This window comes from Paenibacillus sp. fava2, assembly GCF_058313675.1.
On the sequence record NZ_CM177755.1, the window covers coordinates 3,269,847 to 3,285,098 of the forward strand.

Here is a 15,252-nt window from a genome sequence, read left to right on the forward strand (position 1 = left end):
TAAGCAAGAGATGTCGGTGGCGGCACTCTGCCTGCTGAGAAGGAGGGACCTTGGAGGTCCGTCCTATTTTTTTGGGCAAAAATCCGGAGGAGGGGGTTTTGTATAGTTCCTTTTGCCCAATTTTACCATTACAGGGGTTGTTAGATTGGAAGCACAGTTTATTTTTGTTAAGATAAATGCAAACATGTGATCTTATATGCCTGTTGTGGGTAATTGAGGTTATGTGCCAATTTAGTGCAATACTGTTCTGTTCTCATATTTCAGCTTACAAGTCGGGAGGTATCTGCTTTGCCTGAACTTACATCATCCTATGTCGATTCCTTAGCACCAAACACCGCCGCCATCAAGAATGGCCAGGGCCTGGTGCGCAAAAAGAGCTTTATCCAGCTTCATCGTACCGAGAACGGCGAGCTGCTGTTCGGACAATGTGCGGGAAGCGGCAAAACGCCGTACGAATGCTCTGTAGACTTCATTGCTCCGGAGAATCCGGTGTTCCGCTGCTCCTGCCCTAGCCGCCAGTTTCCCTGTAAGCATGCCCTTGGATTATTGTACGCCTATGTGGAAGGGCAGGCTTTTACGCCTGCACCTGTTCCGGAGGATATAGCAGCCAAACGGGAGAAGGCGGAGAAACGGGAAGAAAACAAGGTAAAGCAGGCTGCGGAAGGCAGTCCGGCCAAGCCGAAGAAGGTTAATAAATCTGCGCTTAAGAAAAAAATCACCGCCCAGCTGGAAGGGCTGGATTTACTGGAGAAGCTGGTGCTCTCGCTGGTCCGCGGCGGCTTGTCGACAATCGACGCCAAGACGCTTAAGACCGTGCAGGAGCATGTTAAGCAGCTTGGAAACTATTATCTGTCCGGTGCACAGATTGAGCTGCGCCGGTTTGCACTGCTGCTCGGCAAAGGAGAGGACCGTGAACAGGGCTATACATATGCGGTCCGGCAGCTGACCCTGCTGCATGCCTTCATTAAGAAAGGCCGCAGCTATCTGACTGCGAGAAGCGAGGACCCCGAGCTGGCGCTTGACCATGAATCAACGATTGATGAATGGCTGGGCCATGCCTGGCAGCTGTCAGAGCTGAAGGAATACGGGCTGACAGCGGAGAATGCGGAGCTGCTTCAGCTGGCTTTTTACAGCTATGATGACAAGGCCCGCCAGGAATTCGTGGATCAGGGGTACTGGCTGGATACATCGGCCGGTGCCGTTTATAAGACATTGCATTACCGTCCGTACAAGGCAGCCAAGCTGCTGCGTGAGGAAGACAGCTTCTACGAGGTGGCTGAGGTTCCGCTGCTGTATAAATATCCGGGAGATATGAATCCTCGGGTCCGCTATGAAGGGATGACTGCAAGAACAGTCACACCTGCAGACCTGGATCAGGTTCATGCTCATGCCCACCGCTCCATTGCGGAGGCGGTCAAGAAAGTGAAGAACCAGCTGAAGAATCCGCTGAGTGATAAGGAGCCGGTGCTCCTGCTCCATGCGGTAAGTATCGGAATGAACGATCAAGGAGAGTATGTCCTTTCAGATGAAACAGGGGGACAGCTTGTGCTTGAGGATGTTCCCGCCCTGTCCCAGGGCACAACCGGTCTGCTGCCGTTTCTGCCGCCGGTCTGCCTTGAACATTGCACCCTGCTGGTCATGTTTGAACATGACATGGACCGGGGCAGACTTGCTGCCCAGCCGCTTGGCATCATCCATGCTGAAGGGATTACAAGGCTGCTCTAACTAAATACAAGTCTGAATAAATAGCCATTTTGCATACTATCTCGTTAGGGGGACGCGCATGAGTACAGCATTATTGCAAGAGCTTCATCAGGAGGTCAGAAGACTATATATTGCGGGCAGCGATCTGGCTGCGGATGATTTCCGCCTGAAACGGCTGCTGCCGCAGTTCGAGCAGCTGGGAGAACGGGCGGCTGTGTTCAAGCGGCTTGGTGAGGGGATTTCGGCACTGATGTCAACAGAAGCTGCTGCAGGGCAGAGTTCGGCAGTGAAGCTGCAGGACCTGACCCTGCTGCTGGAATCGGTGCTGTATACACAGGGCAGCATCTCGCCATCCGGAGGCGAACCCGCTCAGCTGCAGGGCAGTGCTTTTGGACTGGAAACCGGGGTTTCCTCCAGAAAGATTGCTGCCGTCCGCCAGGCGTTGACAACGACAGGGAGCGGCAGATATGAGACGGTGCTCGAAGCGTTCAAGGATGGCGTGTTCCAGGATCTGCGGCTGCTCCCGCTGGCCGTCGGCGCACTTGGCGATCCCTATGCGGAGCTTGCCGACTTTGCCATGAACAAAATCGTGCCATCCTATGGTCCGGCTGCAGCTGATTATCTGGCTCTGCATTTCAATCCAGCCGGCGGAAAAAGTGAAGTCCGCAAGCTGCACGTAATCAAAGCGGTAGGCCGTCCGGAGCTGCTTGAAGAGATCTTCAAGGCAGCCGGCAACGGCAGCGATGATGTGCGGGCGGCAGCTATTCTCTGCCTGGCCGGTCAGCAGGAATATGTTCAAGCACTGCTGGATTGGACTGTGGACAAGAAGAAGCCGATCCGTGAAGCAGCATATACGGCACTAGCGGAAGGCGGCTCAGCAGAAGGGCTGGAGCGGCTGTTTGAAGCTTTTGCCGGGAAGAAGGACCGGGAGCTGGCGGCTTATGCGCTGGCAAAATGGCCGTCTGCCCCGCTGGGTGAACGGCTGTCCGTGAAGTTTATGGAAGAGCTGAGGGAGGCCCTTGAAGCTGATCATAAAGACAGCAAAAAAAATGATGCGCTCTGGAGCGTCATCTCGCTGTACCTGATAGCCCTTGCTGATATCCGTAATCCGCAGCTCGATGAAATATTCCGTTTTATTATTGAAGAGTATGACCGGTTTGCCGCTCTGGGCTGGCTGCATCTGCTGGACCGGGCGGCGCGGTATGAAGAGACTGCGCAATCGGAGCAGGGGCTTGAGCTGCTGCGTGAGCTGGATAAGAAGAGCGTCCGCTATTTGTCCTACTACTTCCGCGCAGCGCAGCAGCTCCTCACAGCCAAGGAGCTCTATGAGGAGTTCGCCGGCGGATCGATGATCGACAAAATGAAGGCAAGACTGGCCAAAGATGCCGCCACGCGTAACCGTGTGCTGCAGGAGACGCTGGAGGAGCAGATCTTGAATGCGGAAAGAGTGACTTACGAGCTCTCCTGGGAATATGCCGGAAGCCGCCAGCAGTACGTGTGGGAGATGCTGTCTCCGGAACGGATCGCGGCTGAATGGGACCCGCGGTGGCTGGACTGGGCGATTGACCGGGATGCCCCGGAGCTGGTATCCGCTCTTGCCCGCCCCGGTCATTCCGGTGTGCAGGAGTATCTGCTTGCCAAGCTTAACCGGGAAGGCAAACACCGCAAAGACTTTGACTTCGTGTCCAATTTGTTTAAGGGACTTGAACGTGCGGGGCTGCCTGAAGCGGAGCGGCAGGAGCTGCTGCTCTCTGTGGTGGCGGAGCAGAGATTTCAAAATCCGTATTCGCTTCACTTTTATCTGCTTGAGCTGATGCTGGGCTTCCCGGCCAGCTATGCTGAACGGATTGAAGCGGTCCTGCCTAAATACCGCTACGAGAGCAAAACCCAGCTGGAGTACCTGGTTAGTCACCTGCGAAGCCGGCAATAGGCTGGCGGATGGCGGGAGTCAGGAGCTAGGAGTCAGGCGTTATGCATCATGCGTTAGGTGTTGATGGACGGGTGCAATGCCTAGTTGGATTTTCGCAACTTAATTCCGGATAATTTCAATATTTGAAGTCATTAAGTGGAAAAACGGCATCTAATTTGGCCCAAATAGTCTTCCGGGGCTGATATAAGGGGAATTAAGTGGCATTTTTCCAACTAGTATTTCAATAAGCATTATTCGGAGAAGAACGAAGTGGCGATTATCCACTAGACATGCGGCAAACCTAACATAAATTTTTTTGAAATAGTTAGCTAATTATGGATAAAAAAGATGAGTTTACTCTGGTGAAAAATGAAAAAAGCCCTAATGTAGAGAGAGTAGGCAGGTTACCCACATCTCTCCACAAAAGGAGCTAATCCATGGGTAACATATCGCAAAATTCAGTTTTACGCAAGTACTTACAGCATTTAATGTTACATTCTTTTCGTTGTCCATTCGCAGATCATTATTCGAAAAAACTTACCGTTGGGTCCGCGATTACCCTTTTTGTAGAAGCTCAGTTGCAGCAGAGGCGGACTCTTTCCGACATTGTGCTCCATTTGGAAACGAATGCAGAACTTCAGGACATTACCGGACTCACGACCATTCACGAATCGACCTTGAACCGCAAGCTCGGCACCATCCCTCTTGCTTATCTCGAGTGGTTGTTTACCGATCTTGTTCAGGAATTAAAATTGCGAAAAGCGGAAGCCAAGGGCATCAAGCATCTTGGAAAGTTAGCACCCGTCGATTCAACGAGCCTTTCGCTACCCAAAATACTCGGCGATTGGGCGTTTTATCAAAATAAGACCAAGGGTGTCAAAATCCATACGCGGCTGCTTTCGCTGGAAGCAGGGTGTCATTTTCCGGATGAGATTATCCTTTCCACTATCGGTGTGTCGGATCAACAAGCGGTCAAATATCTGGTTGTGCCTGGAGAATTCACCTACATTTTCGACCGTGGCTATGTGCATTACGGAAACTTCAGAGAATGGTCGGAAGGGACGGTGCTTTTTGTAGCCCGGATCCGTGCAAAAACAAAGTACACCGTGCTGACCGAACATCCCATTTCGGGCAGCAGCAATATTACTCGGGACGCTGACGTTGAGATTCTGGATAAAAAATCGGGCCAAACGTTTTGCGTTCGCCTTGTACAATTCCAAGATAAGCATGGAAAAATCTACGAGGTCATCACAAATCGTCAGGATCTTTCAGCCGAAGACGTTGGTGAAATTTATCGCTGTCGCTGGCAAATTGAGCTGTTTTTTAAATGGATCAAGCAGCATCTGGCCACCGTAACGTTCCACAATCACCACCCCCACGCAGTGTGGGTCCAATGTTACATCGGAATCATTACGGCGCTACTTTGTCAGCTCATCCATTTAGAAGTGCGGTCCACCCTAAGTGTATGGAGCATGCTGCGAAAGATGAGGTATTACGCCATGAAAGACTGGGATGTATTTATTGAAGCGCTGAATCGTGAACCGACTCGTCGTTCTAAAGGTCGGCAAAAGATCCCTAAGCCCGCAGAAACTCCAGAACAAACGAAAGAGAAACGAGCGACGGTAAAGATAATTCTCAGATAACAAACATAATATACCATTTATTGGTAACTAACCTACGTTTTAAGACGCCACTGTTCTTTTTTCATTGAGTCTATAAAACTAACTGTAAAATTATTACTTTCGGTTTAATTTAGCTCTCATGTAAGTTTGTATGCATGTCTAGTGGCGATTATCCACTTAGTTGGATGAAGCACACTAAGGGCAGGAACGGCTTGAGAAATCGCCGGCCTTTCAAGGAAATATACATGATATTACACAAAGGAGAGGTGTACATGTCAACTGGACAAGAGCAGCTTCAGGATTACATGCGGCTGCCGGCGGAGGTATTGTACCGTGAGGAGCTTGATGCGCTGATTAAGGAGGACAAAGGGAAAATCCCGGCCGGCTGGCAGATGTCGCCGCGTTCGGTTCTGACCTTTATCGCGGGAGGAAAGGCCGGCAAAAAGGTTATTACCCCTAAATATATCGGCAATACACGGCTGATTGAAATGGCTGTCGCTACGCTGGTGACGGACCGGGCGCTGCTGCTGATCGGGGAGCCGGGTACAGCCAAATCGTGGCTGTCCGAGAATCTGGCGGCGGCGATATACGGCAACTCCGGACTGGTTGTCCAGGGAACAGCGGGGACAAGTGAGGAACAGGTGCGCTACTCCTGGAACTATGCGATGCTGCTGGCGAACGGGCCGACGCCGGAGGCGCTGGTCAGAAGCCCGATTATGCGGGCCATGGAGGATGGCGGCATCGCCCGTTTCGAGGAAATTTCGCGCTGCGCCTCCGAAGTGCAGGATGCGTTGATCTCCATCCTCTCGGAGAAGACCATTTCCGTGCCGGAGCTGGGCAAGGAGGCTAGCGCGCGCAAGGGCTTCTCGATTATTGCCACAGCTAATACGAGAGACCGCGGGGTCAATGAAATGTCCGCAGCCCTCAAACGGCGGTTCAACATTATTGTGCTTCCGGCTCCGTCGGATATCGAGACAGAGCTGTCGATTGTGAAGAAGCGGGTAGCCGAGATCGCAGGTTCCTACGAACTGCAGGCTGCTGTTCCGGCAGATGATGCGCTGCTCAAGGTGGTTACGATATTCCGCGAGCTGCGCAGCGGGATGACACTGGACAAGAAGGAGAAAGTGAAGACGCCGGCGGGAGTGATTTCGACCGCGGAGGCCATCTCTCTTCTGACCAACAGTATGGCGCTCGCTGCAAGCTTCGGGAGCGGTGAGCTGACGGACAGTGACCTGGCCGCCGGCCTGCAGGGGGCTATAGTGAAGGACGATGATAAGGATAAGCTGGTCTGGAAAGAATATCTTGATAATGTGATGAAGAAAAAAGGAACGGAGTGGCGCGGCCTGTATCAGGCCTGTAAGGAGATGAACGAGTGACTGCGGCTGCTGAAGCTGGGGTACGTATCTTCGGGGTGCGCCATCTGTCACCCGGCGGGGCCAGGCATCTGCTGGACTTTCTGGATGAGCACAAGCCTACAGCGGTGCTGATCGAAGGGCCCAGTGATGCAACGGATGAAATCCGCCATCTGACCGAGGGAGCAACCAGGCCCCCGGTGGCAATTCTGGCGTTCACCGATCAGGTTCCTGTCCGTACGGTGCTCTGGCCGTTCGCTGTCTACTCTCCGGAGTATCAGGCGATGAAATGGGCGCGGAAGAATAAGGCGGAGGCCGCTTTTATTGATCTTCCGTCTTCCGTAACCCTTGGTCTACAGGGCGCCATGAACCGGAGCAGAGCAGTCGGGCCGGAAGCTGTGCCTTCCGCTGACCAGGCAGGCGAGCCGGAGGAGGCAGAGGTCCAGGATGAAGAATCTGTTTACAGCCGGATTGCCCAGCTTGCCGGCGAATATGATTATGACATGTATTGGGAACGCAATTATGAGCATAACGGCAGCAGCGGAGCGTATCAGGCTGCGATTCATGCTTTTTCGGCGCACATGCGTGAGCTGGGAGAGGAGAAGGAGCTCAGAGAGCAGCCTTCCGAGTATGCTTACAATGCTCTGCGTGAAGCCTATATGCGCCGTCAGATTCAGCAGGCGGTTGCTGCAGGGCACAAGCCGGATAAAATTGTAGTCATCTGCGGGGCGTATCATGCCTCTGCACTGGCGGCAGCGCTGCCGCCTATGAGTGATGAAGAGCTCGCCGCACTCCCGTCACGCAGTACCAAGCTGACGCTGATGCCTTACTCTTACTATAAGCTATCCACCATGTCCGGTTATGGCGCCGGAAACGCCGCTCCCCATTACTTTGAAATGATGTGGGACGCTATGGCCGCCGGCAAGCCGGAAGAGCTGCCGCACCGTTATCTATCTGCGGTGGCCGGACATGTGCGCAGCGGCGGAACCTACCGCTCTACCGCTGAAGTGATTGAAGCGGTCAGGCTGGCGGAATCGCTGGCTGCCCTGCATGGCGGCAGCAGGCCGGCGCTGCGCGACCTGCGCGATGCGGCCCAGACACTGCTAGGCCATGGTGATCTGGCTGCCATAGCAGAACCGCTGGCGCGGGTGGATGTTGGCACGGCGATCGGCTATTTGCCTGAAGGTGTCAGCCAAACCCCGATTCAGGACGATTTGAACCGGCTGCTGAAGCAATATAAGCTGGAGAAATATAAGACGGCAGTCGCCAGCGACCTGCAGCTTGATCTCCGCGAGAACCGCAGAGTATCCAGTGAACAGGCTGCCTTTCTTGATCTGAACCGTTCAGTCCTGTTCCACCGGCTGAGCCTGCTGGGTATTGCCTTTGCCAAGAACCGCCCCAGCGGCCAGGATAGTGCGACCTGGGCGGAGCATTGGGTGATCCAGTGGTCACCGGAGGTGGAGATTCAGGTAGTTGAATCGACATTGCTTGGTGAGACCATTGAAGTGGCTGCAGCCTATGTGCTGCGCGAGAAGCTGCAGGAATGCCGCTCGATTGCCGAAGCCTCCGTGCTGATCCGGATTGCCTGCCAGTGTGCTATGACGGCCCAGATGGAAGAAGGTACCCGGGTGCTGCAGAATCTGGCTGCCCTCAGCCGGGACGTTGTCGGTATGGCGGCTGCAGCCCGTGAGCTGTCAACCATCCTGAGCTTCGGGGACATCCGCAAAGTCGACACGGCACCGCTTCTGCCGCTGCTGGAGGAGCTGTTTAACAGAGGCTGCCTGTTCCTGCTCGATGCCAGCGGCTGCAACGACGAGGCCGCTGGCGCGATGCTGACAGCCATGAACGAACTGAACGGGATTTCGCTGGAGCACGGCGACAAGCTGGATGACGGGCAATGGCTGCAGGAGCTGCAGCAGCTCGCGGAACGCGATGACCGCAATCCGCGCCTGTCCGGCTATGCCTGCGCGATTCTGCTCGAGCGCGGCAGCGTATCGGCCGGGGAGCTTGCGGCTGAAGTGTCGCGGCGCTTGTCACCGGGCATACCGGCCGACCTGGGCGCCGGCTGGTTCGAAGGCCTGTCGATGCGCGGCCATTACGGTCTGCTGTCACGGATGAGCCTGTGGGAGCAGCTGAATGATTACATCAATGCGCTGGATGACGACCAATTCAAGCGGGCACTGGTCTTTCTCCGCAGAGCGTTCAGTACGTTCTCCCCGCGCGAGAAGACGATGATTTCCGAGCTGCTGGGCGAGCTGTGGGGTGTGAACAGCGAGCAGGCGGCAGAGGTGCTGACCGGTGAGCTGAAGGAGGAGGAAGCCAAAATGCTGGATGAGCTGAATGATTTTGACTTCGGTGATTTTTAAATGACAAATGAACATATAGAGGAACACACGCTTACCCGCTGGAGGCTGATTCTCGGCCAGGAGGCGGATGCGGCGCTGTCCGGTTACGGGGAAGGCGGACAGCTGTCGCTGACGGAAGAAGAACGGGTAATGGATGCTGCCCTGGCTGCCATTTATGATGAGACGGGCGCCGGCGGGAATTCGGGGTCGGCGGCCAGCGGCAACAAGGGCAGAGGTTCAGCCTCCGGGCACGGCTCCCTGAATCTGTCCAAATGGCTGGGCGACGTGCGCAGCTTCTTTCCGGAAGATGTAGTTTCCATTATCCAGAGCGATGCCATGGAGCGCAAAGGCTGGAAGCAGCTACTGTTTGAGCCTGAACTGCTGGCGGCGGTCAAGCCTGACATTCAGCTGGTGGGAACCCTGCTCTCGCTGAAGGGCAAAATCCCTGAGAAGACGAAGGAGACTGCACGGATGCTCGTCAAAGCGCTGGTCGATGATCTCGTCAAGCTGCTGGAGACAGACATCCGGCGGGCAGTCACCGGAGCGCTGAATAAGCGCCAGCATTCCCCTCTGCCGTCGCTCAGCGGCCTGGACTGGAAGCTGACAATCCAGCGGAATCTTAAGCATTACGACCAGGAGCGGCGGATTATTATTCCTGAACGTTTCTATTACTTTGACCGGGCCCGCCGCAGCAAGGAATGGACGGTAATCGTTGATATTGACCAGAGCGGCTCGATGGCGGATTCAGTTATCTGGGCTTCGGTGATCGGCTCGATTTTTGCCAGTATCCCGGCCTTGAACACCCGTGTGGTTGTATTCGATACTGAGGTGGTAGACCTGACCGAACAATGTGCCAATGATCCGGTTGATATGCTGTTTGGCATTCAGCTCGGCGGCGGTACGGACATTAACAAATCCGTGAAGTACTGTGAGCAGTTTATCGAGGAACCCAAAAAAACGCTGTTTATCATCGTCTCCGACCTGTATGAGAACGGCAACCAGGCTGCGCTGGTACGGCGTATGCGTGAGCTCAGGGAGTCCGGGGTGCGCACAATGACGCTGCTGGCCTTGTCCGATGCCGGCAAGCCCTCTTATGACGAACGGCTTGCAAGACAGCTGTCCAGAGATGGAACACCTTGCTTTGCCTGTACCCCGGCACTGCTGCCGGCACTGGTTGAAGGGGCGCTGAAGGGCCAGGATCTTGGGGAGCTGGCCAAACGGCTGGGTGCCCAGTAATTCTGCTGAATATAAGATCAAGCTCAAGCTCAAGCATATACTCAATGGCTCCGCTCCTTTAACTCAAGGACGGAGTCTTTTTTAGATTTGAAGAATCCGAGGGATTTTCTTGTTAGAGCGCTCTTCGGATGGGGTTACTCTGCTGTTCGCAAGAATCCGCCACTTCAAGCGTTAGCTGAGTGGGGGAGAATTTAACCAGTACTTACTTTTCGTTCACATATTGTGTAAGCTGCGTATATCATATATAATCGGTTATTAAAAAGCACCTAACAATAGGAGCTGCTTGAAAGGAAATGAATCCCTTATGTCAAGTAAATTAAGAGCGGGTATCGTTGGCGGTACCGGTATGGTGGGTCAGCGTTTTATTGCACTCCTTGAAAATCATCCATGGTTTCAGGTAACGGTTATTGCTGCAAGCCGGAATTCGGCCGGTAAAACGTACGAGGAATCGGTAAAAGGCAGATGGAAGCTGGCTACACCTATGCCTGAAGCAGTAAAAGGCATTATGGTTCAGGATGCCTCTAACGTAGAAGAAGTGGCTGCAGATGTCGATCTGATTTTCTGTGCTGTAGATATGAAAAAAGAAGAGATCAAGGCGCTGGAAGAAGCCTATGCCAAGACAGGAACACCTGTCATTTCCAACAACTCGGCACACCGCTGGACACCGGATGTTCCGATGGTTATTCCTGAGATCAATCCGGAGCATCTGGCGGTTATCGCCCAGCAGCGCAAACGTCTGGGTACAGAAACAGGCTTTATCGCGGTTAAGCCGAACTGTTCGATCCAGAGCTACATGCCGGCACTGAACGCCCTCAAGGAATTTAAGCCGTCCAAGGTTGTAGTGACCACTTATCAGGCTATTTCCGGAGCGGGTAAAACCTTTACCGACTGGCCGGAAATGCTCGATAACGTCATTCCGTACATCGGCGGTGAAGAAGAGAAGAGCGAGCAGGAGCCGCTGCGGATCTGGGGCGAGGTATCAGAAGAAGGTATCGTTAAAAGCGAACAGCCTGTCATTACCAGCCAGTGTATCCGTGTGCCGGTAGCCGATGGCCATCTAGCAGCGGTATTTGCTTCCTTTGAACAGAAGCCTTCCAAGGAAGAAATCCTGGAGCGCTGGAACAGCTTCAAGGGACGTCCGCAGGAGCTGGAGCTGCCAAGCGCACCTAAGCAGTTCATCACTTATTTCGAAGAGGAAAACCGTCCTCAGACCAAGCTTGACCGCGATATCGAGAACGGAATGGGCGTGTCTGCAGGCAGACTGCGTGAAGATTCGCTGTATGATTACAAATTCGTCAGCCTCTCCCATAACACTGTACGCGGCGCTGCCGGCGGAGCAGTGCTGATCGCAGAACTGCTAAAAGCAGAAGGCTATATCCAGCCGAAATAATATCGTTTTGTGCAGCCTGCCGGACCTGGTCCGGCAGGCTGTTTGTCTATTTACCTGACAGGCCATGCTTAATAATGGTAAGATAGGTTGGATTACAAAGAAATTGAACAAAAGACGGAGTGATTTTGTGGCAAAAAGCAAAGGCGGCGGCACAGGCAGAGGAACCGGCAGCAAGGGCTGGACCCGCTGGAATAAAACAGCCAAGCCGGTGAAACCGAAAAAAGGACCGGCAGGCAGCCAGGGGCCAAAAGGTGCAGTTAAAGCCGGAAGTGATACTAAAAAGGGCGGCAGTAAATAGGATCTGGAGATGAGAATCGATAAATACATGAGTATGACCGGCATTTACCCTCGCCGGGAAACGGCCAGACTGCTTGCAGCCGGCCGGATTACGGTTAACGGTGAGGTCTGCGGCAAAAATACCCTTTTGCAGCCGGAGGATCTGGTCGCTGTTGACGGCAGCCCGGTCAGCTTGACTGCACAGGAACATGTTTATCTGGCCCTGAACAAGCCGGTTGGCATTACCTGCACCGCTGCGCGCGGGGTTGAGGGCAACATCATAGATTATATTAACTATCCTTCCCGCATCTTTGCTGTGGGACGGCTGGACAAGCATTCGGAAGGCCTGATTCTGCTCACGAACGACGGCGATATCGTAAACAAAATGATGCGTTCAGAAAATCAGCATGAGAAGGAATACCATGTAACCGTGGACAAGCCGGTAACCGCAGCATTTCTGGAGGCCATGTCCGCCGGTGTCACCATTCTCGGAACCGTCACGAAGCCTTGTGTTACCTATCCCATAGCAGAGCAGCAATTCGGGATTATACTCACCCAGGGGCTTAATCTGCAGATCCGCCGGATGTGCAAGGAGCTGGGCCAAAGAGTACTCCGTCTGGAACGGACCCGGATTATGAATATTACACTGGACGGTCTGGAAAGAGGAGCATGGCGGCATCTGACCGGGGAGGAGCTGGACCGGCTGATGCAGACGCTGAACGGATGAGACCCGGATGAACCATTTTGCACATAAGTGAAAAACCGTACCCCGGCTGTATTAGCGGCAGGATACGGTTTTTTTATACAAACAAAAGAGGGCTATTCAGCTGCCGGAGGGTCAGAGAATACTTTCGGCTCAAACTGCTTATCATACAACGCTTTATAAACCCCGTTTTGTTGCAGCAGCCCGTCATGCGTACCTTTTTCAGCAATCGTTCCATCCTTAACCACCAGAATCTGATCGGCAGCTACAATCGTGGAGAGCCTGTGGGCGATGACAATTCCGGTTTTATTCGCTAAAAGGGAATGCATGGCCTGCTGAATGTAGTATTCCGAGACGGTATCAAGGGAAGAAGTCGCTTCATCCATAATAATGACCGGCGGATTCTTCAAAAGCACACGGGCAATCGATAGCCGCTGCTGTTCCCCGCCTGAGAGCTTGATCCCGCGGTTGCCGACGAAGGTCTCATATTGTTCCGGCAGCCCCATAATAAAATCATGGATATACGCAGCACGGCAGGCTTCAATCATCTCGGCTTCAGCCGCATCGGGACGGGCGTACAGCAGATTGTCCCGGATCGTGCCGTTGAACAGATAGGTGTCCTGTGTCACCAGGCCAATCTGGGAGCGGAGTGACTCCAGTGTGAATTTGCGGATGCTTGTACCGCCGATGCTGATGGTGCCGGAATGAATCTCATAGAGCCTGGGGATGAGGCTGGTAATGGTTGTTTTGCCTGCTCCGCTTGGTCCGACGAGTGCAGTTACGGTGCCTGCGGCAGCAGTAAAGCTGATCCCGCGCAGTGCAGGCTTATCCGGCTGATAGGCGAAATGAACATTGTCGAACAGAATGCTTTTTCCGGCGGCACTGATTGGTGTTGCTTCCGGCTGATCTGTAATGACAGGCTCCATATCAAAATAATCAAAAATCCGCTCAAACAGCGCCACTGACCGCTTAATATCCACATACAAATTCGTCATTTGCATGACAGGCCCGTACAGTCTGCCGAGCAGCGCAACGAAGGTGATGATGGTACCAATGGTCAGCTCTCCCTGAATAAAAAGAATGCCGCCGTACAGGTAGATCAGCATCGGGCCGATACTCGTAAAGGTGGAGAGGAACATGATGAACCAGCGGCCGGCCATAGATTCGCGGATTTGCAGGCGTGTAGCCTCTGCGTTAATGGTTGTGAAGGTTCTGTACTCAGCAGACTCTCTCGTAAAAAGCTTCATCAAAAGATAGCCGCTGATGCTCATCGTCTCCTGGATAATCCGGTTCTGCTCCGAGACCTTTTCCTGCGTCTCTCTGGCCAGCTTCCAGCGTACATTGCCCATTTTGCGGGTTGGCACGATAAACAGCGGCACGACAAGAATGCCAAGCAAAGCCAGCTTCCAGTTCATAATGAACAGCGCTGCTGCGGTGGAGACGAGAATAAACAGGTTGCTTGCAAAATTGACGATTGTGTTGTTGAACACGCTCTGCACTCCCGCGATGTCACTGGTCATTCTGGTAATGACCTCTCCCTGCTTCACTTCCGAGAAGAACTGCAGGGGCATCTGCTGAAGGTGGCGGTACATCTGGTTTTTCATATCATGCACAATATTCAGGGAGATAAAAGAATTCAAATAATTCTGCAGCACGCCCAGCAGGCCGGAGATAACAGTGGTGCCCAGCGAAGCCAGGACGAGCAGAACAAGCAGACGCAAATTTTTATCCGGCAGCGCATGGTCAATAATCTGCTGAATCAGAATCGGGGGCAGCAGCCCCAGCAGCGCAGATACGGATAATACAAGCACCACAACGAGCGTCTGTTTCCAGTAGGGGATAAAATATTTGCTGATCCGCAGCAGCAGCGCCCGGGAAAGATCCGGCCTCCCGCCCGCTTCTTCGAATTTAAACTTTCCGTGCCCCGGTCCTCCGCCGAACCCGCCGGGACTAAAATCTCTAGCCATTATGCTCACCAGCTTTACTTGAATTTAATAGAGAGGTCCGGGTAATTTTACACCTGAAAGGGAAGGGGGTAAATGCTATAATTAACATTCGCTAGAAAAGAGGGGGACACATATCTTATGATCATTGGCCATCGGCAGGTTGAACGGAACGGAATCTTTTATATGATCAGATCAGCTGTCCGTGAGGATGCCGCGGAGCTGTCCGCAGTAAGGCTGCAGATTGACGGGGAGACGGAGAATATGGAGCGGCGCCAGGGAGAAGCGTTTATCGACGCCCCGGGGTTTGAGGAGATTATCCGCAAGGATACGGAAGCAGACCGAAATTTGTTTCTTGTAGCGGAAGTAGAAGGGAAGCTCGCCGGATTCGCCAGATGTGAGGGAAGCGTGCTGTCCAGGAGTGCGCATAAGGTGGAATTCGGAATCTGCATTCTGCGGGCGTTCTGGGGATACGGGATCGGCTACAGTCTGATGCAGCAGGCCACTTCCTGGGCGGACAGCCAGGAGATCGTCAAGATGGGGCTGACGGTGCTGGAGACCAATACCGGGGCTATCTCGCTCTACCGCAGGTTCGGATTCGAAGCTGAGGGCATCCTGAAAAAAGACAAGCTGCTTGCAGACGGTACATACTATAACACGCTGGTTATGGGCAGATTTAAGGATCCGCTAACGGATTAGGAATAACAGCAATTTTTTTGTGGCAAAACAGGGCGGGCGGCATCCGAAAGATGCTGCCCGCCCTGTTTGTATC

The 15,252-nt window shown here is 53.4% G+C and carries 11 protein-coding genes; 10 read left to right on the top strand and 1 reads right to left on the bottom strand.

All coding sequences use genetic code 11. The features are described 5' to 3' along the window. Positions 1–288: 288 nt before the first annotated feature. The 9 genes from AC4G46_RS14005 to AC4G46_RS14045 all read left to right on the top strand — a co-directional run bounded on the left by AC4G46_RS14005 (position 289) and on the right by AC4G46_RS14045 (position 12,561). Positions 289–1,725: an SWIM zinc finger family protein gene (locus AC4G46_RS14005; RefSeq protein WP_491128466.1), complete on the top strand. Its 1,437-nt coding sequence runs from the start codon at positions 289–291 to the stop codon at positions 1,723–1,725. 58 nt (positions 1,726–1,783) lie between these two features. Next, complete coding sequence (locus AC4G46_RS14010) at positions 1,784–3,634, top strand: HEAT repeat domain-containing protein (RefSeq protein WP_491128467.1); 1,851 nt, start codon at positions 1,784–1,786, stop codon at positions 3,632–3,634. Between the two features lie 416 nt (positions 3,635–4,050). After that, on the top strand, positions 4,051–5,256 hold the full coding sequence (locus AC4G46_RS14015; protein WP_491125428.1) for an IS4 family transposase: 1,206 nt from the start codon (positions 4,051–4,053) through the stop codon (positions 5,254–5,256). Between the two features lie 251 nt (positions 5,257–5,507). Continuing rightward, the gene (locus tag AC4G46_RS14020) at positions 5,508–6,611 is read left to right on the top strand and encodes an AAA family ATPase (RefSeq protein WP_491128468.1); all 1,104 of its coding nucleotides are present in this window, start codon (positions 5,508–5,510) and stop codon (positions 6,609–6,611) included. Next, a complete protein-coding gene (locus AC4G46_RS14025; RefSeq protein ID WP_491128469.1) occupies positions 6,608–8,953 on the top strand; it encodes a DUF5682 family protein in 2,346 nt (781 codons plus the stop codon). Before AC4G46_RS14020 ends, AC4G46_RS14025 begins: the two co-directional genes overlap by 4 nt. Beyond that, positions 8,954–10,168: a VWA domain-containing protein gene (locus AC4G46_RS14030; RefSeq protein ID WP_491128470.1), complete on the top strand. Its 1,215-nt coding sequence runs from the start codon at positions 8,954–8,956 to the stop codon at positions 10,166–10,168. 304 nt (positions 10,169–10,472) lie between these two features. Beyond that, positions 10,473–11,558, top strand: coding sequence for an aspartate-semialdehyde dehydrogenase (gene asd, locus AC4G46_RS14035; protein WP_491128471.1), 1,086 nt, complete (start codon positions 10,473–10,475; stop codon positions 11,556–11,558). Positions 11,559–11,685: 127 nt separating this feature from the next. Further along, a complete protein-coding gene (locus AC4G46_RS14040) occupies positions 11,686–11,856 on the top strand; it encodes a DUF3934 family protein (RefSeq protein WP_491128472.1) in 171 nt (56 codons plus the stop codon). A 9-nt stretch (positions 11,857–11,865) separates the two neighbouring features. Beyond that, positions 11,866–12,561, top strand: a complete 696-nt coding sequence (locus tag AC4G46_RS14045; RefSeq protein WP_491128473.1) for a pseudouridine synthase — start codon at positions 11,866–11,868, stop codon at positions 12,559–12,561. A gap of 92 nt (positions 12,562–12,653) precedes the next feature. Here the strand turns inward: AC4G46_RS14045 and AC4G46_RS14050 are convergent, their stop codons facing one another. Then, positions 12,654–14,504, bottom strand: coding sequence for an ABC transporter ATP-binding protein (locus AC4G46_RS14050; protein WP_491128474.1), 1,851 nt, complete (start codon positions 14,502–14,504; stop codon positions 12,654–12,656). 117 nt (positions 14,505–14,621) lie between these two features. Between AC4G46_RS14050 and AC4G46_RS14055 the strand changes: the two genes are divergently transcribed. After that, positions 14,622–15,179 carry a GNAT family N-acetyltransferase gene (locus tag AC4G46_RS14055; RefSeq protein ID WP_491128475.1) on the top strand — a complete coding sequence of 186 codons (558 nt, stop codon included), beginning with the start codon at positions 14,622–14,624 and terminating at the stop codon, positions 15,177–15,179. Positions 15,180–15,252 lie beyond the last annotated feature (73 nt).